15 protein-coding genes and 1 riboswitch are annotated in these 21706 nt (G+C 51.2%); of the genes, 6 read left to right on the top strand and 9 right to left on the bottom strand.

Annotated features, from left to right (window positions below; all coding sequences use genetic code 11):
* Window positions 1-45: 45 nt before the first annotated feature.
* On the top strand, window positions 46-4035 hold the full coding sequence (locus tag M2133_RS11080; protein ID WP_277466189.1) for a hybrid sensor histidine kinase/response regulator transcription factor: 3990 nt from the start codon (window positions 46-48) through the stop codon (window positions 4033-4035).
* 43 nt (window positions 4036-4078) lie between these two features.
* Here M2133_RS11080 and M2133_RS11075 read toward each other — a convergent pair whose 3' ends face one another.
* Complete coding sequence (locus tag M2133_RS11075) at window positions 4079-5482, bottom strand: arylsulfatase (RefSeq protein ID WP_277466188.1); 1404 nt, start codon at window positions 5480-5482, stop codon at window positions 4079-4081.
* A 460-nt stretch (window positions 5483-5942) separates the two neighbouring features.
* Here M2133_RS11075 and M2133_RS11070 point away from each other — a divergent pair, with 460 nt between their 5' ends.
* Together M2133_RS11070 and M2133_RS11065 are read left to right on the top strand one after the other, a co-directional pair.
* Window positions 5943-7778: a glycoside hydrolase family 13 protein gene (locus tag M2133_RS11070; RefSeq protein ID WP_277466187.1), complete on the top strand. Its 1836-nt coding sequence runs from the start codon at window positions 5943-5945 to the stop codon at window positions 7776-7778.
* 257 nt (window positions 7779-8035) lie between these two features.
* On the top strand, window positions 8036-10279 hold the full coding sequence (locus M2133_RS11065) for an LruC domain-containing protein (protein WP_277466186.1): 2244 nt from the start codon (window positions 8036-8038) through the stop codon (window positions 10277-10279).
* An 84-nt stretch (window positions 10280-10363) separates the two neighbouring features.
* On the opposite strand, the gene M2133_RS11060 is transcribed toward M2133_RS11065, so the two are convergent.
* The 8 genes from M2133_RS11060 to rimP form a co-directional block, all read right to left on the bottom strand.
* The gene (locus M2133_RS11060) at window positions 10364-11200 is read right to left on the bottom strand and encodes a GNAT family N-acetyltransferase (protein ID WP_277466185.1); all 837 of its coding nucleotides are present in this window, start codon (window positions 11198-11200) and stop codon (window positions 10364-10366) included.
* 63 nt (window positions 11201-11263) lie between these two features.
* Window positions 11264-12634, bottom strand: coding sequence for a Fe-S cluster assembly protein SufD (gene sufD, locus M2133_RS11055; RefSeq protein ID WP_277466184.1), 1371 nt, complete (start codon window positions 12632-12634; stop codon window positions 11264-11266).
* A complete protein-coding gene (gene sufC / locus M2133_RS11050; RefSeq protein WP_277466204.1) occupies window positions 12634-13380 on the bottom strand; it encodes a Fe-S cluster assembly ATPase SufC in 747 nt (248 codons plus the stop codon). The genes sufD and sufC overlap by 1 nt, the downstream gene beginning before the upstream one ends.
* 173 nt (window positions 13381-13553) lie before the next feature.
* Window positions 13554-14999 (bottom strand): Fe-S cluster assembly protein SufB, encoded by a 1446-nt coding sequence (sufB, locus tag M2133_RS11045; RefSeq protein ID WP_277466183.1) that lies wholly within the window; start codon window positions 14997-14999, stop codon window positions 13554-13556.
* Window positions 15000-15002: 3 nt separating this feature from the next.
* Window positions 15003-15485: a CvpA family protein gene (locus tag M2133_RS11040; protein WP_277466182.1), complete on the bottom strand. Its 483-nt coding sequence runs from the start codon at window positions 15483-15485 to the stop codon at window positions 15003-15005.
* 3 nt (window positions 15486-15488) lie between these two features.
* Window positions 15489-18554 carry a translation initiation factor IF-2 gene (infB, locus tag M2133_RS11035; protein ID WP_277466181.1) on the bottom strand — a complete coding sequence of 1022 codons (3066 nt, stop codon included), beginning with the start codon at window positions 18552-18554 and terminating at the stop codon, window positions 15489-15491.
* Between the two features lie 24 nt (window positions 18555-18578).
* Complete coding sequence (gene nusA, locus M2133_RS11030) at window positions 18579-19838, bottom strand: transcription termination factor NusA (RefSeq protein ID WP_277466180.1); 1260 nt, start codon at window positions 19836-19838, stop codon at window positions 18579-18581.
* A gap of 4 nt (window positions 19839-19842) precedes the next feature.
* A complete protein-coding gene (gene rimP / locus M2133_RS11025) occupies window positions 19843-20310 on the bottom strand; it encodes a ribosome assembly cofactor RimP (RefSeq protein WP_277466179.1) in 468 nt (155 codons plus the stop codon).
* A gap of 389 nt (window positions 20311-20699) precedes the next feature.
* On the opposite strand from rimP, the gene M2133_RS11020 reads away from it, so the two are divergent.
* From M2133_RS11020 to M2133_RS11010, 3 genes are read left to right on the top strand one after another with little or no spacing between them, the layout of a single operon-like run.
* Window positions 20700-20957 carry a type II toxin-antitoxin system Phd/YefM family antitoxin gene (locus tag M2133_RS11020; RefSeq protein WP_277466178.1) on the top strand — a complete coding sequence of 86 codons (258 nt, stop codon included), beginning with the start codon at window positions 20700-20702 and terminating at the stop codon, window positions 20955-20957.
* Window positions 20954-21229, top strand: coding sequence for a Txe/YoeB family addiction module toxin (locus M2133_RS11015; protein ID WP_277466177.1), 276 nt, complete (start codon window positions 20954-20956; stop codon window positions 21227-21229). Before M2133_RS11020 ends, M2133_RS11015 begins: the two co-directional genes overlap by 4 nt.
* Before the next feature lie 31 nt (window positions 21230-21260).
* On the top strand, window positions 21261-21518 hold the full coding sequence (locus M2133_RS11010; protein WP_277466176.1) for a type II toxin-antitoxin system Phd/YefM family antitoxin: 258 nt from the start codon (window positions 21261-21263) through the stop codon (window positions 21516-21518).
* 44 nt (window positions 21519-21562) lie between these two features.
* Window positions 21563-21661, top strand: a riboswitch (TPP riboswitch).
* Window positions 21662-21706 lie beyond the last annotated feature (45 nt).

The raw sequence follows: 21706 nt of genomic DNA, 5'->3' as shown, positions 1-21706 counted from the left end.
GTTTTGTTTACCTTAAATGAATAAATAACGTATATTTGTGTACGTATGAAGAGAGAATCCTATAGTTTACTTTACGTTGTTTTCATTCTTTTGTGTAGTTTCTTGAATAACCCGGATGCCCATTCTTCAGAAACCATACAACGAGTTGACATTCCCGGTCTCTCGAATAATGCGGTATTATATATGCACCAGGACCAGATGGGCAATATGTGGTTTGGGACCTACGACGGATTAAACCTCTTTAACGGACGCAATACGGTGACCTACCGCTATGAGCCCGACAACGCCAATTCAATCAATGGAAACATTATCCGGAAGATATTCGATGCCGGACCGAATCATATCTGGGTCACTACGTTTATGGGTGTAAACCTGATTTCGGTCAAAGAAAAAAAGGTGGTGGCTTCGTACACCCAATACCCCGAAACGTATCATTTAGCGGCGGATAAAGCGGGCAATACCCTGTTGCTCTCTTTGAATGATTTCTTGTCTTATTCCAATCCGCAAATGAATTCCTTTATTGATATACATGCGCCCGGTATTCGCCCGGGAGATATCAGGGATTTATTTACAGACAAGCAAGACCGGTTTTATCTTTTCTCTACGCAAGGAGTCCTGATGGAGGTGAAAACCCATAAGCAAACCACGCCGATCTCCTGTACGATCGAAGAGACGCCTATTCATGATCAGGACATCGAGATTGCTTTCTCGGATAATGGGATATTGTACTTTATCGACGCGCATAATATCTTGTACACCTACGATTGCGAGCGGAAAGTGAAGACGCGGATTCGGGACCTCACAGCCATACGGAAGCAATACAAAGGCATCTCTAAAATTATCGGCTGGGGTACGGATATCTATCTCTCGTTTATGGATAGCGGATTGATCAAATTATCTCTCCTGAGCGATACGGAATATACCGAGATCCCTGTGGGAGCCGGCATCTTCTCTTTGTGTAAAGACGAGAAGCAGGATCTCTTGTGGATGGGCACGGACGGACAGGGCGTACAGATGTATTACCGCCACCAGAGTATGTTCGCCCATCTTCTTCCCTCTTTCACCCAGAAGCCTATCCGTTCGATCTATACGGATGAAGAGGAAACCCTGTGGATCGGCACCAAAGGGGATGGCGTATTCCGGGTAAAGAATTATAACGCCCTGGAAGCCGGGCAAAGCCATATTACCCAGTATACGACCCACGAAGGTTTATCGCATAATTTTGCTTTTTGTTTCTCGAAGAGTAAATACCGGAATATCTTATGGGTCGGAACAGAAGGTCCGGGACTTTCTTATTATTCCTATCCGGATGAAAAGATGTATACACTCCGCGATCCGCTGTTCGACGGCGTGATGTTCGTACATTCGATTCAGGAGGCCAACGATACGACCCTGTGGGTGGCAACCGCCGGGAAAGGGCTGATCCGGATCACCTTGGCGCCGCATAATACCCTGCCTGAGGTGGTGAAGACCGATTTCTTCTCTTTCGAGCGAAACGGGCGGGTATGTAATGGTTTTCATTCGATGATCCTGTTCGACGAGTCGACCCTGATCCTGGGGAGCCGGGGCGGGCACGGGGTGATCCGATTTCATACGCAGACCAACCGCTATGATTTTCTGCCTTCCAGCCAGACCGAGCTTTCGGCTATCGGGGATATTCTCTGTGTCTACAATGATTCATCATCCAATATGTATGTGGGGGCAAGCTCGGGCATGACGAAGTTTACCTTTGCCGAAGACGGAAAGATCAACGCCCGCCAGTTCGACCGGCGCGACGGTATGATGAATGATATGATACATGGCATACTGAAAGATGAGACAGGCTGCCTGTGGCTGAGCTCCAACAAAGGGCTGATCAAATACAATCCGGAGAACGATACCTTCCACAACCAATCGCTGGTGGATATCCCCGTCAAAGAGTTTTCCGACGATGCCTATTGGAAATGCCCGTATACCGACCGCCTTTTCTTCGGGGGAATTAACGGGATCGTATGGGTTGAGCCGGAGCGGGAACCTCAGGAACAATATGATCCCGAATTGCGGTTCTGGGACTTGACCATGCTGGGCGAAACCCATTATCTGACGGGGGGATCCGAGCCTTTTGTCATCCCGCCCAAAGCGACGGTCTTTACCGTTTCTTTCGTTGCGACGGATTATATTTATGGCGAGAACTATGAATACGGCTATTTATTGAGTGGCTTTAATGATTCCTGGGTGGAACTGCAAAAAGAGAATAAGGTAACCTTCACGAACCTGCCGTACGGGAAATATGAGCTGAAGGTGCGCTACAAAAATGATGTGTACTCTTCCAAAGTCATCGAATACGCTTTGCCGTTGATCGTCTCACCTCCCTGGTATCTGAGTTATATGGCCAAGTGGATCTACCTGTTTGCCGTTGCTTTCATCCTGATTATCGTCACCTGGCAGATCCATCATAACTGGCACAACCGGCAATTGTTGCTCACCCAGCGCCTGAAAGAGGAACAGCGGGAAAAGCTGTATAATGCCAAACTGAACTTCTTCACCAATATCACCCACGAGCTCTGTACGCCTCTCACCCTGATCAATGGCGCCGCCGAGTATCTTCAGCAGCAGGAGGAGAAAGATAAAAACCAGGGTAAATATGTCGCGCTTCTGCAGGAGAATGTGAAAGGATTGAACGAACTGATACAGGAGATCCTTGATTTCCGGAAGATCGAAGAATCCGGCTTACGAATGCCGCAAGCGGAATGGTATGATCTCTCCGAGTTCCTGCAGTCGCAGTTAAACCTGTTCACGGAAACGGCCGAAAAGGATAAGTTAGATTTTCAGCTCTCGGTCGGGGAGAAGCTGTATTGGTACACCGATCTTTCTTTCTTTAAAAAGATCCTGATCAATCTCGTTTCGAATGCCTTTAAGTACACGACGGAAGGCGGTACGGTGCGTGTCTCACTGGAGATTGTCGATCATATGCTGGAGCTGAGGGTCTACAATTCCGGGGTCGGTATCGATCCGGCAATGATCCCGCGTATGTTCGACCGTTACCAGGTGTTGGAACACATGGGAGAGAATAAGTATATGCAGATGACCGCCCGGCATGGCCTGGGTCTTTCCATCTGCCAGAGTATGGTACATGCCTTGCAGGGAGATATAGAGATCAAAAGTGAGGCTGATGCCTATGTCGATATCCTTGTCCGGTTGCCGGAACTGAGTAAAGGACAGGCGCCCGGCACGGAAAACAAAACGGAGCTTCACCCGGGCGAAGAAACGAAAGGACAACCTGTATTGGACTCGGGCAAACCGGTCATCCTGGTGATCGACGACAACAAAGATATCGTCTGGTTTGTGGCCGATTCGCTTTCTGCCGACTATGAAGTCCGCAAAGCGTATAACGCATCGGATGCTTTGCAAATCATCCAGGAACATACGCCCGCTTTGATCATCACGGATATCATCATGCCCGAGATGGATGGATTGGAGTTTATCCGGCAGCTCAAGGCCGATAAGTTCTCCAAGCATATCCCGGTCGTGATTATCTCCGCCAAGATCACGGATGAAGAACAGGCGGAAGGACTGAACCAGGGCGCCGACGCCTACCTGAAGAAACCTTTCTCGGCAGTAGTCCTACAGTCGACGGTCAACCGCCTGCTCTCGACCAAGAAAGAGATGAAGGAGTATTATTATTCGCCCGAAAGCGCCTATACCTATAAAGAAGGGCAACTCTTGCATCAGGAAGACCAGGAGTTTATGGATGAAGTGATCCGCATCATCAGCGAAAACCTGGATAAGGAGACTTTGCGTCCGGAACTGATCGCCGAGAAGATGGGATTGAACTCGCGCAACCTCTACCGGCGGTTCAAGAAGATCTCCCTGCTCTCGCCGAGCGATTTCATCAAAGACTACCGCCTGACGTATGCCGCCCAGCTATTGGTGACCACCAACCTGAACATTCAGGAGATTATCTATAAGGTGGGGCTGACCAATAAGTCTTATTTCTACCGGGAGTTCTTCAAGAAGTATCAGATGACGCCAAAGGAGTACCGGTCTCATTCGTAAGAGACGGTTCCACTCCGCGACTCAAAACGTATTCCCAAAGCTATTATCTGCCGAAATTGAATAAGGTCGATTCGGTACGGGCATTGTCCATCAGCCGTTCCAACTCTTCGACCTTTTCGGGATTGGCTGCCGCCAGATCCTGATCTTCATGTATGTCCTGACTGAGGTCGTAGAGCTCCAGACGCGTTTCTCCTTTGAGCGGCTGGCGAATCAGTTTCCAGTTGCCGCTGCGCAGGGCCTGCCGTCCGTTCTGTTCGTGAAACTCCCAATAGAGGTAGTCGTGTTGCTGTTGTCCGCCTTTGCCCAGGAGGGTGGGCAGGAGGGATAGACCGTCGGTCGGTGCCTCCGTCGCGGTCTGCGTCAGCTCGGCCAACGTAGGCATGATATCCCAGAAGGCGCTGATATGATCGGATTGCACGCCCGCCGGCACCTTGCCCGGACACCAGGCAATCATCGGCACCCGGATACCGCCTTCATACACCTCGCGTTTACATCCTTTCAACGGGCCGTAGCTCCGGAAGAAATCCGGGTTGGCGCCCCCTTCCCGGTGCGGACCGTTATCGCTCGTAAAGATCACCAGTGTGTTCTGATCCAGTCCCAAAGCTTTCAGCTCCGCCAGGATCTCACCGACATAATGGTCGAGGCGCGACACCATCGCGGCAAACGAGGCATAAGGTTTCTCCGAAGCATAATAGCTGCCACCGGCAGGGCGGAAGGGCACTTCTTCGAAGGCGTTTTCGTAGAGCTGATAGATGGAATCGTGCGGCAGGTTCAGTTCGGCATGGGGCAGGGTGTAGGTCAACAAGGCAAAGAACGGCTTGTCCCGGTTCGTCCGGATAAAGTTTTTCGCCTGTTCGTGGATGAGATCCTGTGAATAGGTCTTACGTCCCAGTTGGTCGTTCTCCGGATAGTCGACCCGCTCTTCGTTCGCCCACAGGTGATCCGGGTAATACGTATGCGCCTCGCGCTGGCAGTTATAGCCGAAGAAGGTATCGAAGCCCATCCGGTTGGGTGTCGACTCCGATCCCGGATAGCCCAGTCCCCATTTGCCGAAGATACCGGTGGCATATCCCGCCTCCTGCATCAGTTGCCCGATCGTAAACGTGCCCACCACCATCGGCTGCTGCCCTTCGGGTTGGATCTCTTTGTTGCCCCGGATCTGTGCATGGCCGGTATGCAAACCTGTCATCAGGGCGCAACGCGAAGGAGCGCTCACCGTGCAACCGGCATAATGCTGCCTGAACAACATACCCTGATGCGCCATCTGGTCGATATGCGGCGTATGGATCTTCATCTGCCCGTAACAGCCCAGATCGCCATACCCCAGATCGTCCGCCAGGATATAGATCACATTCATCGGCACCTCTTCTTTCGTCGCCTCCCCACAGGCCGACAATACCACCAACAAGCCCATACCGGGCATCCCCAAACGAACAGATTCTTGCATGCTTTCTTCGGTATTAAATTTTGAGTTACAAATATACTAAAAACCGGAGGCAGAAGCAAGCTTGCTTGACTATGTTGAGGCGCATCAACAATACATCATCAACGCCACCGGCGTGTTTCAGTAAGAGGCAACGGCCTGTGGAACAATGAATAATCCTGGATTTCTAACTCGTTGAAAATGAGATGTCCATTTCCTCTTCAGAAACTACCGGTAGTTTAAGAGTAAGAACCACGGAGTTCGCAAGTTTTACGAAAGAGAAAGCGCAGATCCTATTAGATATATCTAATAAATTTGCCTAAAACAGGGGTTTTTATTAGATATATCTAATGGGATTGTTCTGCGTTTAGGGTAACCGTTGCAAACGATTGCAACCCTGCCTTCTACTTTTCCTTTGCCTTTATGTATTCTAAGTGGTTATTACTTAATATCTTTACCGTTGTTTAACTTGAAAATGTAGATCATGAAAAGGTATTTGTCTTTATCTGTTTTGTTGTCGTTTCTGATGACAGGCCTGTTGGCTGCCCAAGAATTGAAAGTAGAGCCCGCCTTCTGGTGGAGTGGGATGAAGAATCCCGAATTGCAACTGATGGTGTATGGCAAAGAGATTGCCGCTTATCGCCCTTCCATTGATTATCCAGGTGTGCGCATCTCAAGCGCGGTGACACTGGAGAGCCCGAATTATGTCCTGTTATACCTCGATGTGGCCGATGCGGCGCCGGGGAAGTTCGATATCCGCTTCACCCAGGGACGGAAGAAACTGACGTATACCTATGAGCTGAAACAACGGCGCGACGGCACGGAGGATATCCGGGGCTACGACGCTTCGGACGTGCTCTACCTGATCATGCCCGACCGCTTTGCCAATGGTGATCCGTCGAACGATCAGATCCCGATGCGTACGGAGTATCAGGTCGACCGCCAGAAACCCAACGCGCGCCACGGCGGCGACATCGCCGGTATCGAGCAGCATCTGGACTATATCCAGGACCTGGGCGTGACGGCGATCTGGCTCAACCCCGTCTTGGAGAACGATATGAGGGGCGGCTCGTACCACGGCTATGCCACGACGGACTATTTCCGGGTGGATCCGCGCTTCGGCACGAACGAAGACTATGTACGCCTGATCGACGACTGCCACCGGCGCGGGATGCGTGTGGTGATGGATATGATTTTCAACCACTGCGGAAGCGATCACCCCTGGCTGAAGGATGTGCCGAGCCGCGACTGGTTCAACAACCTCGATCAGTATGTGCAGACCAACCACGCCAAAGAGATTTATTTCGACCCCTATGCTTCCGACTATGACACCCAGACGATGCTGGGCGGCTGGTTCGTACGCACGATGCCCGATCTGAACCAGAAGAACCCGCACGTGGCGAAGTACCTGATCCAGAACTCTATCTGGTGGATTGAATATTCGCGCGTCGACGGGATCCGTCAGGACACCTATCCGTATGCCGATCTGGAGATGATGACCGAATGGTGCCGCGAGGTGATGAACGAATACCCGCAATACAATATCGTCGGCGAGGCGTGGATGAACTATACGATCGGTTCGGCCTACTGGCAGACCGGCAGCAAGCTGAACTTCGGGCCCGACACGGAACTGAAGTCGGTGATGGACTTCCAACTGATGAATATCGCCAGCCAGCGCTTCCATGAAGAGACCAACTGGTCGGACGGTCTGGCCAAGATCTACGAACATATGTGTTACGACTATGTCTATCCCGATATCTACAACGTCTTGCGCTTCCTGGAGAATCATGATACCGAGCGTTTCCTGCCGGAGATGCCGACCGACCTGTCCGCCTTCAAGCAGGCGCATGCGTTCCTGTTGACCATTCCCGGCACGCCGCAGCTCTACTACGGCCAGGAATTGTTGATGAACGGTAAGAAAAACGGGAGTGACGGCAATATCCGCAAAGATGTGCCCGGCGGCTGGCCCGGTGACGCGGTGAACCATTTCGAAGCCTCAGGTCGTTCGGCGATCCAGAACGAAGCCTGGAATTTCCTGCAGAAACTGTTGAAATGGCGCCAGGGCAATGAGGTGATCGCCCGCGGGAAGATGAAACATTTCCAGGTGAACAACGGCGTGTACGTGTACGAACGTAGCCTCGACGGAAAAAGCTTCGTGGTGATGATGAACGGCAACTCGAAAGCCATCGACCTGCCGTTGGACCGCTATGCCGAAGTACTACCCGCCACAAGCGGCAAAGACGTGATCACCGGCCGCACGGTCGCGTTGGACAAAACGGTGCAACTCGGCCCGAAAGAGGTGATTATCATATCGTTTTAACTGTCCCAAAAGGCCGGCAGGGATTTCTAAAAGGCTGCCGGCCTTTTGAAAAACTCCGACGGCCTTTTGGGAAACTCCGGCGGCTTTTTTGAGAAAGCTGCCGGCCTTTTCAAAATCCCTACCGGCTTTGGGTAATTCCTCCTTTCAAATCTTGTGAAAAAACAGGCCTCCATCCGAACATTTTCAATCTTTTATTGTTACTAAGGGGAAACGCTTTGTAAACGATTTAAAAAGGTATGATAACCGTTAGATTCGAAATGAAAAAAAGACTATTCCCACTTGTCGCGATTCTTGCTGTATTGTTTGTAATCAGTAGCTGCACGGATTTACCCGATGTGGTGAAAGAAACACCGGCCGAACCCGAACAGCCGGGCGAAGAGGTGACTCCCGAATTTGATTGGAAAATCACCGAAGGCTTGACACTCGAAGTGAAGGTGAAAACCCTCGAAGGGAAAGTGAATGATTTTTACCGTACCGTTAAGGTATTTACCGATAAGAATTTTGAAAGCACCTCGTTGATTGCGACCGGCTCGGCCCGCCCGGGTGAACCGTATACGACGGAAATCTCTGTGCCCGCCGCTGTGAAAGTGCTTTATATCCAGGTGAGAGATGCGTATAGCCGCTCTACCTCCTATAAATGTGAGATCTCGTTGAAACAAGGCACCTTGGTGTTGGATACCAACACTGCACAGGCTTACGAGCCTGATCCGCAGACTCGCGCGGGCAACAATGCGCCGGCAGCTCCGGGCATTATCCTGCCGGATACGTATGATTATACCGTGACTACGGCGTTTCCCGAGACATTGGAAAATGGAAAGACTTATTATATCCCGAAAGGCGTAACGATCGAACTGGACAATAAGAATGTGTTGGAGAATGGAATATATGTAAGGTCTAAAATGGCTACGATCTATGTCGCTGGTACATTGAAGATGAAAGAAACATCTTCGGTGAGTATTTCCAATAAACACTTTGTGGTGTTGCCCGGTGGAAAGATCGAAGCGCCTAAAATGACTTTTATCAAGATTGCCAATAAAGATATACCGGTGGTTTATGTGATGGCCGGAGGTGAGATGGATATTGCGGGCGACTTGTCCGTGGCAGAAAATCTGAGCCTGGTGAATCATGGGATTATCAACTGTAAGAAGTTCAATACCTATGGCGGCTCACACGTGCATATCGCCGGCCTTTTGAAGGTCTATCAGTTGAACCTGGCCTGGCCGAAAGAATGGCCCGACAGCTATGTGTATATGTATCCGAACTCTGTGATCGACGCACAGGGATCAGCCTGGCTGGGGAAAGCCCATATCATCATGTATGAAGAGGCGATCTTTTATTCAGCAACCAATACGCCTGCCGAGAATGCGAAATTCATTGCGCCGGAAGGGAATAAAGCTTTCGTTCGAATCGACGGACAAAACTATACCTATGGCGGAATGTACACCTTCTACGGCGATATCGAAGTGTTTATCCCCAATATCAAGGCCAGCCACGCACAGGCGTTCCGAAATGAACGGATGTTCGACGGCGCGTTCCTGACTGATAATTGGGAAGACCGCAAATACTATATCGCCTGGACGGAGATCAACAACGGATACGGAGAGTTTGAACTCATAGATAAAGATGGCGACGGCGTTCCTTCGCACGAAGATATCGACGATACCGATCCGAATGCGGCATACAACTCCTATTTCCCTTCGGCCAGCGATATGGCAACGATGATGTTCGAAGACAACTGGCCCGGACGGGGCGATTACGATATGAATGATGTGGTGGCCGACTTCAATGTGTACTGGGCGACAAACGCGCGGAACGAAGTAACCGGCATGACCGTGCATTGGAAACTCCGGGCTGCCGGCGCACAGAACAAACTAGCGATGGCCTTGCAATTGGATGGCCTTGCCGCCAGCGAGGTGTCGGCGGTCGAATCGAGCCTGACTCCTTCGGGCTCCATCTTCCAGACGGATGCCAAAGGGCTTGAGATCGGACAGAGCCGTCCGGTGATCCCCTTGTTCGATGATGTGAGTGATGTGTTCGCAGGTGTAAACAAGATGGTCAATACCTACCAGGGACAGACCTATTACGACTCGAATACGGAGACCTTGACGATCCACTTCACTTCGCCCGTGGCGATGCGTACGGTGGCTGAAACGAAATTGAATTTCTTTGTGGTCGTTTCTTCCCACGACAATCCGACGCGCAGCCGGGAGATCCATTTCCCCTGGCAGAGCCGCACCGATCTGGGAAAGAAACAGACCAGCGAGACGACCGATCCCGAGAATGAATACCTGACGGTCGACGGTATGATGTGGGGGATTATGGTACCCAAGTCCATCAAGTACCCGCGCGAAAGTGTGACGATGGAAGATGCTTATCCCGCGTACGGAAGCTGGTACAATTCCAACGGTACGCAGGATGAAGATTGGTACGAGGGATCTGTGAATGAAGATAAGGTATATCAGGTGCCGGTAGAAGAGATTCCGGAAGAAGATATGGAATAGTGATTTTTATTACATTCTTTGGGGGGAATGAAAAGGCTGTCTCTTTCGGGAGGCAGCCTTAATTTTTTCTTGTAGGGAAAGGGATCAGGAGAGTTTCTTCTCCAGGATCAGTTGGTGTTTGCAGGGCACCCCGTCTTCAATGATCGGCTCTTTGTAGTGGCGGACGAAGTAATTGTAGTCTACCTCCGTCAAGTCATAGCCTTCCTGCTGATACAACATGAAAGGGCCGGGGGCGGAGGTGCCTGTCCGGATAACAAGGGTCGACACCTGATGCGCCGGCGCCCATTTGTCTGCGATATACCGCAAGAGCGTGCGGGCGATCCCACGCCGCTGGAAAGCTTCGGATACTGCGATATTCATGATCTCGGCAGATGTCTCCGATAAGAGTTTGACCACGACAACACCTACGATCGCCTCTTTGCTGGCGGCCACAAAGCATTCCGATTCTTGCAAATAGGCATCTACCTTCTCCTTTTCCGGATCGGCCAGTAACAAAAGATCGTACGGATAGAAAAGCGCCCGCGAGATCTCCACATCGGGGAAAGAAACCAACTCCACCAGGTTACCGTCGGGATCGAGGATGCTTCCTTCGTAGAAGCCATCACCGGTGAACCGGGGGGCGCCGGCAACGGTGTATCCTGCCTGTCTGAAACGGGCAACCAGCTCATTCACCTGCTCCCTCGAATCCATCTGGAAAGCGATATGGGTCAGACCGAGGGTCTCTTTATTGCCTTTTTGGGTGATATCCTCCCGCTGCATAATCTCCAGCGAAGCGCCGCCGGGGAAAGAGACGAAGTAAGAGGCAAAACCTTTCGTCGGGTTGATATACTTCTCGTTACTTCGACCGCCGAACCAGGTTACGTAGAACTCGCGTAACCGCTCCAGGTCGTTTGTCCAAAGGGCGATGTGTGTTAGTTTCATGATGTCAGAAGCCCCTCCAACCTCCCCGAAGGGGAGGCTTAGGGACTGATTAAATAGTTTTAATTAAGCCTCCCCTTCGGGGAGGTTGGTGGGGCCACAAGCCCTACAGCCCGCGCATTTAGCCAATTCGCCGCGGAACCGTTTCTCTACCAAGAGGTGCAACCGGTCCTTGAGGCTATCCAGACGCACATGATCGATCACATCCGCCGTAAAGGCAACGCTCAACAGCATGCGCGCTTCGGCTTCGGGAATACCGCGGCTACGGAGATAGAACAACGCGTTCTCGTCCAGCTGCCCGGTGGTCATGCCGTGCGAACATTTCACATCGTCGGCATAGATCTCCAACTGCGGCTTACTGTAGATCCGCGCTTCACGCGTCAGTGCCAGGTTGCGGTTGGTCTGGTAGGCCTGTGTCTTCTGGGCATCCTGGCGCACCAGGATACGGCCACTGAAGGCGGCCTGCGAATGGTCGTCCAAGACGTTCTTGACCAGCTCCGTACTTGTACAGTGCGGGGCGGCATGGGTGATATGGCTGTAGGTATCCACCTGTTGCTCTTTATCGAGGATCGCCATGGCGCAGAGGGTCGCTTCGGCTTGTTCGCCGTTCAACTCGACGTAGTAGTTATTCCGGCTCAAGCCGTTATAGAGGGTGATACCGTTGACCAGGACGTTCGAAGCGGCTTCCTGCCGGACATGCAGGGAAGTGAAGCGGGTGGTCGACTCGTTGCTCTCCTCCAGGTCGTAATAGTCGAACACAGCCCCTTCGCCGGCGAAGATCTCGATCACCTCGGTCGAGAGGAACTTCACCTCGTCGATACTATGGTCGCATACCAAGAGCTTCGCCTGGGCATATTCTTCGAGAATCACCAATACGCGGCGGTTGACCAGCGTATCCGTATCGTTGCGGAAGATATTCACCAACTGGATCGGTTTGTCTACCACCACGTTCTTCGGTACGTAGACCACAAACCCATCCTGCGCCAGCATCGTATTGAAGGCGATCAGGCCGTCTTTATGGCTCGGCGCCGCCTGGCCGTAGTAGCGGGCAGCCAGTTCGGGGTACTGCTCGGTAAAATGCTTTAGTCCGCCTACGTACACATTCTCCGGGAAGATCACCTTGGGCTGTTCCTTTTCGTAGAAAGAGTCGTTCACCACAAAGTAAAGCGCCGTACTCAGGTTGGGCACGTCACACCGGAACACGTCATACGGATTCACTGGGATCTGCACTCGATTGATATTCAATCCGTAGTCGGGCGCAAAAGACTGCGCCATATCCGTCTGCCGGTAGTCCTCCGTTTTATACTTCGGGAACCCCAAGCGTTCAAAGTCATCGAACGCCTTGCCCCGCAGCGCGTTCATCACCGGCGTACTATGCCTGCACACCAGTTCTTCATAGCGTGCAAACAGATCTATATATTGTTGTTCAGCTTTCATCAGTCATTCTCTTTGAGCCAGTCGTAGCCTTTTTCTTCGAGTTCGAGGGCCAGTTCGGGGCCACCGCTTTTGACGATGCGGCCTTTGTAGAGGACGTGCACGAAGTCGGGTTTGATGTAATCCAACAACCGTTGGTAGTGGGTGATCACGATAGCGGCGTTATGCGGCGTACGCAACTGGTTTACCCCGTTGGCCACTACGCGTAGGGCATCGATATCCAAGCCGCTGTCGGTCTCATCCAGGATCGCCAGTGTCGGTTCGAGCATCGCCATCTGGAAGATCTCGTTGCGTTTCTTCTCTCCTCCCGAGAATCCTTCGTTCACCGAACGGCTCGCCAGTTTATTATCCAACTCGACGATCGCCCGTTTCTCGCGCATCAGTTTCAGGAAGTCGGAGGCGGAGATCGGCTCCAAGCCTTTGTATTTGAGGTGTTCGTTGAGGGCGGCACGCATAAAGTTCACCATGCTCACCCCGGGAATCTCCACCGGATACTGGAAACTCAGGAAGATCCCTTCCCGGCTCCGGTCTTCGGGTTCGAGTGCCAACAGGTCTTTGCCTTCGTAAATCACCTCTCCTTCGGTGACAGTAAACAAAGGGTTTCCCACCAATACACTGCTCAATGTGCTCTTCCCGGAACCGTTCGGTCCCATGATCGCGTGCACTTCTCCGGCATTCACCGTCAGGTCAATACCTTTCAATATCTCTTTGCCGTTGATCTCGGCGTGTAAGTTTTTTATTTCTAACAACATATCGCTCGCTTTGCTTGCTCAAATTGACAATTGACAGTTGACAATTGACAATTAATAGCATTATATATAACTATTCTTTAACTCTTTACGATGTCTATTGCGCTTTACGATCTCCCAACATTTAATTGTCAATTGTCAATTATCAATTGTCAATTGGAAGGAAGTGTTGGTTAGCCAACACTGCCTTCGAGGGAGATGGTCAATAGCTTCTGCGCTTCGACGGCAAACTCCATCGGCAGTTTGTTCATTACTTCTTTGGCGTAGCCGTTGACGATCAGGCCGACGGCTTCTTCCACCCCGATACCGCGTTGCTGGCAGTAGAAGAGTTGCTCTTCGCTGATCTTGCTGGTCGTTGCTTCATGCTCGACCACGGCTGTCTCGTTTTGAATATCCGTGTAGGGATAGGTATGGGCGCCACAGGTGGAGCTCAACAACAGGCTATCGCACTGGCTATGGTTACGGGCATTGACCGCTTTGGGCGATACCTTCACCAATCCGCGGTAGCTGTTCTGGCTGAAACCGGCGGAGATCCCTTTGGATACGATCCGGCTCTTGGTATTCCGTCCCAGGTGGATCATCTTCGTACCCGTATCGGCCTGTTGGTAGTTGTTGGTCACCGCCACCGAATAGAATTCGCCGACCGAGTTATCACCCGCCAGGATGCAGCTGGGGTATTTCCAGGTGATGGCCGAGCCGGTCTCTACCTGTGTCCAGGAGATCTTACTACTCTCGCCGCGGCAGAGTCCGCGTTTGGTCACGAAGTTATAGATCCCGCCTTTCCCTTCTTTGTCGCCCGGATACCAGTTCTGGACTGTTGAATACTTCACTTCGGCCCGTTCTTCGGCGATGATCTCTACGATCGCGGCATGCAATTGGTTCTCGTCGCGCATCGGAGCGGTACATCCTTCGAGGTAGCTGACGTATGCATCGTCGTCGGCCACGATCAGGGTCCGTTCGAACTGCCCGGTATTGGCTGCGTTGATGCGGAAGTACGTACTCAGTTCCATCGGACTGCGCACGCCTTTGGGAATATAAACGAACGAGCCGTCGGAGAAGACCGCCGAGTTGAGGGCGGCGAAGAAGTTATCGCGGTAGCTCACTACCGAGCCCAGGTGTTTCTTCACCAGATCCGGATAGTTCAATACCGCTTCGCTGAACGAGCAGAAGATAATGCCTTTCTCGGCCAATGTCTCTTTGAAGGTCGTCTTGACCGACACACTATCCATCACCGCGTCGACGGCCATACCGGCCAGTTGCGCGCGTTCGTGCAACGGGATACCCAGTTTGTCGAAGGTCTTCAACAGTTCGGGATCCACCTCATCCATACTTTTCGGTCCGTCTTTCTTCTTCGGCGCCGCGTAATAGATGATATCCTGATAGTCGATCGGTGGGATCTTCAGATGCGCCCAGTCGGGCATCTCAAGCGTCTGCCAGTAACGGAACGCCTTCAGGCGGAATTCCAGAAGCCATTCCGGCTCCTTTTTCTTGGCAGAGATGATACGGACGACTTCTTCATCAAGTCCTTTGTGAATGGTCTCCGTATCGATATCGGTAACAAAGCCATATTTGTAATCGCTGTTTGTTACCTCGTTTATGATCTTATTTGAGTCTTGCATAGATTAATTAAACAATTCGACAGGCAAAAGGGTTGGCAGCAGATGTGTTATTGGCGTGTAAAAGCGGGATGCGTCCTTGGTTTCCATAGCGATCAGGGCAGACGATTTATCGACCATCTCCAACAGATTAAAGAAAAGGCTCAGGAAGAGGATCATGACGAACAGGCCGAAGACACCGCCGAATACGTGATTGATCACGCTCAACGGCGTGGCGCCCACCAAGCGGTGCACAATCTCTCCCGCCAGCAATACGACGGCGACGATCAACAGGAAGCCCAGGATATAGCTGAGGATAGAGACCGTCTCCGCCGGAAACCAGTCCAGATCGATCAGATGCCCACGCAGCCACGCGGCCGCTTTTCCGCAAAAAAGGATACCGACCACGAGAGCTATAAGCGAAACAACCTGTTTGATGATTCCATCAAACAGGCCTTTCACAATACCGATCCCTGCCAGACATACGATTGCAATGTCCAACCAGTTCATAACTTATAGGGTTTTCTTGATTTCTGTTTCTTCGTATGCTTCGACGATATCGCCTACCTGGATATCATTGAAGTTTCTTATATTCAGCCCGCATTCCTGTCCGGTGTAGACCTCTTTCACTTCGTCCTTGAAGCGTTTGAGGGTTTCCAGCTCGCCGGAATGAACCACGATACCGTCGCGGATCAGGCGCACCTTGTTCGTCCGTTTGATCTTGCCTTCTTTGACCATACAACCGGCGATCGTTCCCACTTTCGTGATCTTGAACACCTGAAGCACTTCCACGTTGGCCGTGATCTCTTCCCGGATTTCCGGTGAAAGCATACCTTCCATAGCGCTCTTCACCTCTTCGATGGCATCGTAGATGATCGAGTAGAGACGGATCTCCACGCCATCGCGCTCGGCATTCCGTCGGGCCGCCACGGAAGGACGTACCTGGAAGCCAATGATAATGGCATTCGAAGCGGCTGCCAGTACCACATCCGATTCGGAGATTTGTCCGACGGCTTTGTGGATGACATTCACCTGGATCTCTTCGGTCGACAGACGGATCAGGGAGTCGGACAATGCTTCTACCGAACCGTCCACGTCACCTTTCACAATCACATTCAATTCCTGGAAGTTACCCACAGCGATGCGGCGACCGATATCATCCAACGTAAGCATCTTCTGCGTACGCAGGCCTTGTTCGCGTTGCAACTGTTCGCGGCGGGTAGCGATCTCACGCGCTTCCTGTTCCGTTTCGAGTACATTGAACGTATCTCCTGCCTGGGGCGCCCCGTTGAGTCCGAGGATCAATACCGGTTCGGAAGGACCGGCCTTTTCGACCCGCTGGTTACGTTCGTTGAACATCGCTTTGATACGGCCATGATAGGTTCCGGCGATCACGATATCTCCCATCTTCAGGGTTCCGTTTTCTACCAGGATGGTGGAGACATAACCCCGTCCTTTGTCGAGAGACGATTCGATGATCGAGCCGACAGCCCGTTTGGTCGGATTGGCTTTGAGGTCGAGCAGGTCGGCCTCGAGCAATACCTTTTCTAACAGTTCTTCCAAGCCGATACCTTTCTTGGCGGAGATATCCTGGCTCTGGTATTTGCCTCCCCAGTCTTCGACCAGGTAGTTCATATTGGCCAGTTCCTCTTTGATCTTCTCCGGATTGGCGGTCGGTTTATCCACTTTGTTGATGGCAAAGACAATGGGTACACCGGCGGCCGAAGCATGGTTGATCGCTTCGATGGTCTGTGGCATCACATTGTCGTCGGCGGCCACGATGATGATCGCGATATCGGTGATCTTCGCCCCACGGGCACGCATGGCGGTAAAGGCCTCGTGACCCGGAGTATCGAGGAAGGTGATACGGCGTCCGCTGGCCAGCTTCACGTTGTAGGCTCCGATATGCTGGGTGATTCCTCCGGCTTCACCGGCGATCACATTGGCATTACGGATATTGTCGAGCAGCGAGGTTTTCCCGTGGTCGACGTGTCCCATCACCGTAACGATCGGCGGACGGGCTACCCAGTCTTCTTCGTTATCCTCTTCGTCGTCTCTGATGGCTTCGACCACTTCGGCGCTGACGTATTCGGTCTTATACCCGAACTCATCGACTACGATATTGATCGTTTCGGCATCGAGCCGTTGGTTGATGGATACCATCATACCGATGGACATACAGGTGGCGATGACCTGGGTCACCGGCACGTTCATCATATTGGCCAGGTCGTTTGCCGTTACAAACTCCGTCAGTTTCAATACGCGGCTGTCCATTTCCTCCTGTTCGAGCATCTCGTTCTCGCGGCGGACGGCAGCATCGCGTTTGTCGCGACGGTATTTGGCTCCCTTACCTTTGTTGCCTTTGTTGGTCAGGCGGGCGAGGGTTTCTTTGATTTGCTTTTGTACATCCTCCTCGCTCACTTCGGCTTTCACCGGGCGTTTGAGGCGTTTGTTGCGGTCGTTGCGGTCGTTGGCCGGACGGTCGCGTGTCGGCCGGGCATTGGTTCCCGGCGTATTGTTGATATCGATCCGGTCTTTTTTGATCCGGTTACGTTTCTTCTTCGCGTCGGCGGATTCGCCGGGTTTCACCGGTGCATTGCCTGTACCCGGTTTGGTGGGTGCACTGCCTGTGCCCGGTTTCGCGAATGCCGGGCCTGCTCCCGGTTTGCCTGCCGCGTCTCTGCGGTCGCGGAAAGTTCCGGTTCCCTGGCCGGCCGGGCGGTTGCCCGTTGCCGCTTTGATCTTATCGTCGCGTTCTTTTCTTTTTTCCTCTTTCGTCTTTTTCTTCGGACGGGTGGATTGATTGAGCGAGGTCAGGTCGATCATGCCTTTGACCTTGATATTCGATTCGAGCTTGGGCGTGTTCAGGCGGAAAGGCGTATTGTCTTCCTCGTCGGAGCTGTCGGCTTCAGCACCTCCATCACCGGTGGTATCCCGTACGGGTTCTGCCTCTTCGTGGGCCGGAGCCTGCGGTTTGACCGGCTCTGGCGCGGGCGCTTCGGCTTTGATCGTTTGCGGAGCCTTTTCTTCCTGGGGTTCGGGTTTGACTTCCTGAACCGGGGCAGCCGGTTTTTCTTCTGCCTTTGGCGCCGGGGCTTCTTTTTTCTCGGGTTCTACCGCGACGGCAGCCGGCGAAGCGACCTTTTCGACCGGTGCCTTCCGGACTTCTTCCGGTTTGGCTTCGACTTTGGGTTCCACCTTGGGCTCTACCTTCTTCTCTGCCACCGGTTGGGCCGGTTGCGGTTCTTCCTGTTTCTTCGCTTTTCGCTCCAGGTCGATATGGCCTGTCGTGATTATCTTCGGCTTTAAGTCTTCAGGAACAACTGTTTTGATTTCTTCTGTTTTCTCTTCTTTCCGCGGAGGTTGTTCTTCTCTGGGCGGTCTTTTGGTCAACAGAATATTTCGTTCACTCTCCGGTAGGTCTTTACCAAATTCCTTTACGAGCAAAGCATACTGTTCATCACTGATCCGGGTATTGGGGTTATCCTCTACCTCATGACCTTTCTTGTGCAGGAAGTCAACAACGGTGTTGATCCCCACATTCAATTTTCTCTGTACTTGAATTAATTTAATAGGCATATTTAACTTTGTCGTAATACTCTTTTATTCTTCGTCCTCAAATTCAGCGGATAATACACCCAGGACATCGTCAACCGTTTGTTCTTCCAGGTCGGCCCGCTCGATTATTTCTTCCCGGCTCAAAGCCAGAACGGATTTGGCTGTATAACAACCGATATTCTTCATGGCGTCGATCACCCAGCTGTCGATCTCATCTGCAAATTCATCCAGATAGATATCTTCTTCGTCAGCGTTGTCGATATCGCGGAATACGTCGATCGTATATTCAGTTAACATACAAGCCAGTTTGATATTCAAACCGCCCTTACCAATAGCCAGGGATACCTCTTCCGGGCGCAGATAGACTTCCGCTTTGCGTTCGTCTTCTATGATACGGATAGAAGAGACTTTGGCCGGACTCAGGGAGCGCTGGATAAACAGGGAGCTGTTCGCGGTATAATTGATCACGTCGATATTCTCGTTGCGCAGCTCGCGCACGATCCCATGGATACGGGATCCTTTCATGCCCACGCAGGCGCCTACCGGATCGATGCGGTCGTCGTAAGATTCAACCGCTACCTTGGCGCGTTCGCCCGGGATACGCGCGATGGCTTTGATGGTGATCAAGCCGTCGTTGATCTCGGGTACTTCCAACTCGAACAAGCGTTGCAGGAAGACTTTGTCGGTACGCGACAGGATGATCTTCGGGTTGTTATTGACGTTGTCTACCCGTTGCACGATCGCCCGTACGGTTTCTCCCTTGCGGTAGAAATCGGAAGGGATCTGCTCGGATTTCGGGAGCAGCAACTCATTGCCCTCGTCGTCCAACAACAGGATCTCTTTTTTCCAAACCTGATAGACATCGGCGGCAATGATGGTGCCGACCTTGTCTTTATATTTAGCAAACAAGCTGTCTTTTTGCAGTTCCAGAATCTTGGAAGCCAACGTCTGGCGCAGGTTGAGGATGGCACGGCGACCGAATTTGGCGAAATATACTTCGTCGGTCACCTCTTCGCCCACTTCACTGTCGGGGTCGATAGCCAACGCTTCGCTCAAAGTCACTTCCAGGTTAGGGTCTTCCAATTCATCATCGGCCACTACGGTCCGGTTTCGCCAGATCTCAAAGTCGCCCTTCTCAGGGTTGATAATTACGTCGTAATTCTCATCCGTACCAAACATCTTCGCAATCACGTTCCGGAAGGACTCTTCCAACACGCTGATCATCGTATCTTTATCGATATTTTTTAGTTCCTTAAATTCCGCAAGGGTATCGATCATACTGATTGTTTCCTCTTTCTTGGCCATAATTCTATTTGAATGTTATTACGTATTTTGTATATTTTATTTCTTCGTAACGATAAGACTGATCTTCTTCGACAGTCACTTTGCGCTTCGCGCCTTCGGGTTTGACCTGCTTGGTGATCGTGATCACGGCTCCTTGTTCGTCGGCCTCTTTCAGTATGCCACTCAGCTTCGTACCGCTTTTCAATAACATCTCCACCGGCTTGCCGATATTCTTTTGGTACTGACGCACCACTTTGAACGGGGAGGTGATGCCGGCCGAACCGACTTCCAATTCAAAATCTTCGACATCGCGGTCGAGCTTCGCTTCAAGGTGACGGCTCAAGGCCACGCAATCATCGATACCGACCGCTTCATCGTTGTCGATTTCGATCACAATCAGGTTGCCGGGTTTGATCATTACATCCACCAGAAAGTGGGACGTAATAGCCAATTCCTCTTCCACCCATGTACGTATCGTTTCTTTATCAATCATCTTGTATTTTCAACTAAGTAAACAAAAGGAGGGGACTACCCGCCCCCTCCTCAACTTCTCCAAATCGGCTGCAAATATACAAAAAATCAATGAGTTTGCAAATAATTTACACAATAATATGGTCTCTCGCCTAAGCGCGCGCGTTGCAACGCTGAAAAAAGCCGGCAGCTTTTTGAAAAAGGCCGCCGGCCTTTTGGAAAACTCCGGCAGCCTTTTGGAAAACTCCGGCAGCCTTTTTTAGGGAATGAAAAAGTAGGCGATCAAGGCTGCCTGCCCAGCGGCTCAGTAGCTATGATTCGGGCAAGAAAGCGTTTAATGCAAAGAAACATAGTACATAAAAAGAAAAAAAACACTATATTTGTACCAGTATGGTACCAAACAATAAAAATATGTTAGTAATCAGTTCAAGAGAATTCCGTGACAATCAAGCTTCCTACTTCGATCGGGTGGATAACGGGGAAGAGATTCTGGTGCAAAGAGGGAAAACCCGGTCGTACAAGATCGTGCCGATAGCCGACGACGACACGTTGATGAGTAAAGAAGCGTTCTTTGCCCAAATCGATCAGGCGTTGCAAGAAGTAAGGGAAGGAAAAGGTATTACCCTCAATTCAAAAGAAGAATTAATGGCTTATTTTGATAGCCTATGATTTATAAGGTTTCAATTTCGCCCATAGCCGACAAAGGTATTAAAACGTTAAAGCGTAGCGAACCGGCTGCATACAAAAAAACAATGAAGTTGATCCTCGAATTACAAGACCACCCCGAAACCGGTACCGGCCATCCCAAGCCTCTGGGGAAGAATCGGGTAGGACAATGGTCGCGGAAGATTACGGATAAGCACCGCTTAGTGTATCAGATTGACAATGAGCAGATCACTGTATTGGTTTTATCATCCTATGGGCATTATGACGATAAATAATTGGTATTACAAATAAACACAACGAGACAATATGTTAGTAATCAGTTCAAGAGAATTCCGTGACAATCAAGCTTCCTACTTCGATCGGGTGGATAACGGGGAAGAGATTCTGGTGCAAAGAGGGAAAACCCGGTCGTACAAGATCGTGCCGATAGCCGACGACGACACGTTGATGAGTAAAGAAGAATTCTTTGCCAGGATCGATCAAGCGTTGCAAGAAGCGCGGGAAGGAAAAGTCATTAAGACGCGTTCGAAAGAAGAATTAACCGCATTTCTGGATAGTTTATGAGATATAATTGCGCGCATTTCAATAATTTTCTATTCCTTTGCCCTCCGAATAGATAGGGGTGCTTAAGTTCGACTTAGGCTGAGATGATACCCATAGAACCTGACACGGGTAATGCCGTCGTAGGGAATGAATGAACAAGCCGGCCGGCGTTCATGGTATACTTTTCATACAAAACTCCTCTTATTCAT

Source organism: Parabacteroides sp. PF5-6, assembly GCF_029504695.1.
Lineage (GTDB): Bacteria > Bacteroidota > Bacteroidia > Bacteroidales > Tannerellaceae > QVMG01.
The sequence above is the reverse complement of the archived record's forward strand: the minus strand, read 5'-3'. Positions and strand labels throughout refer to the sequence as shown.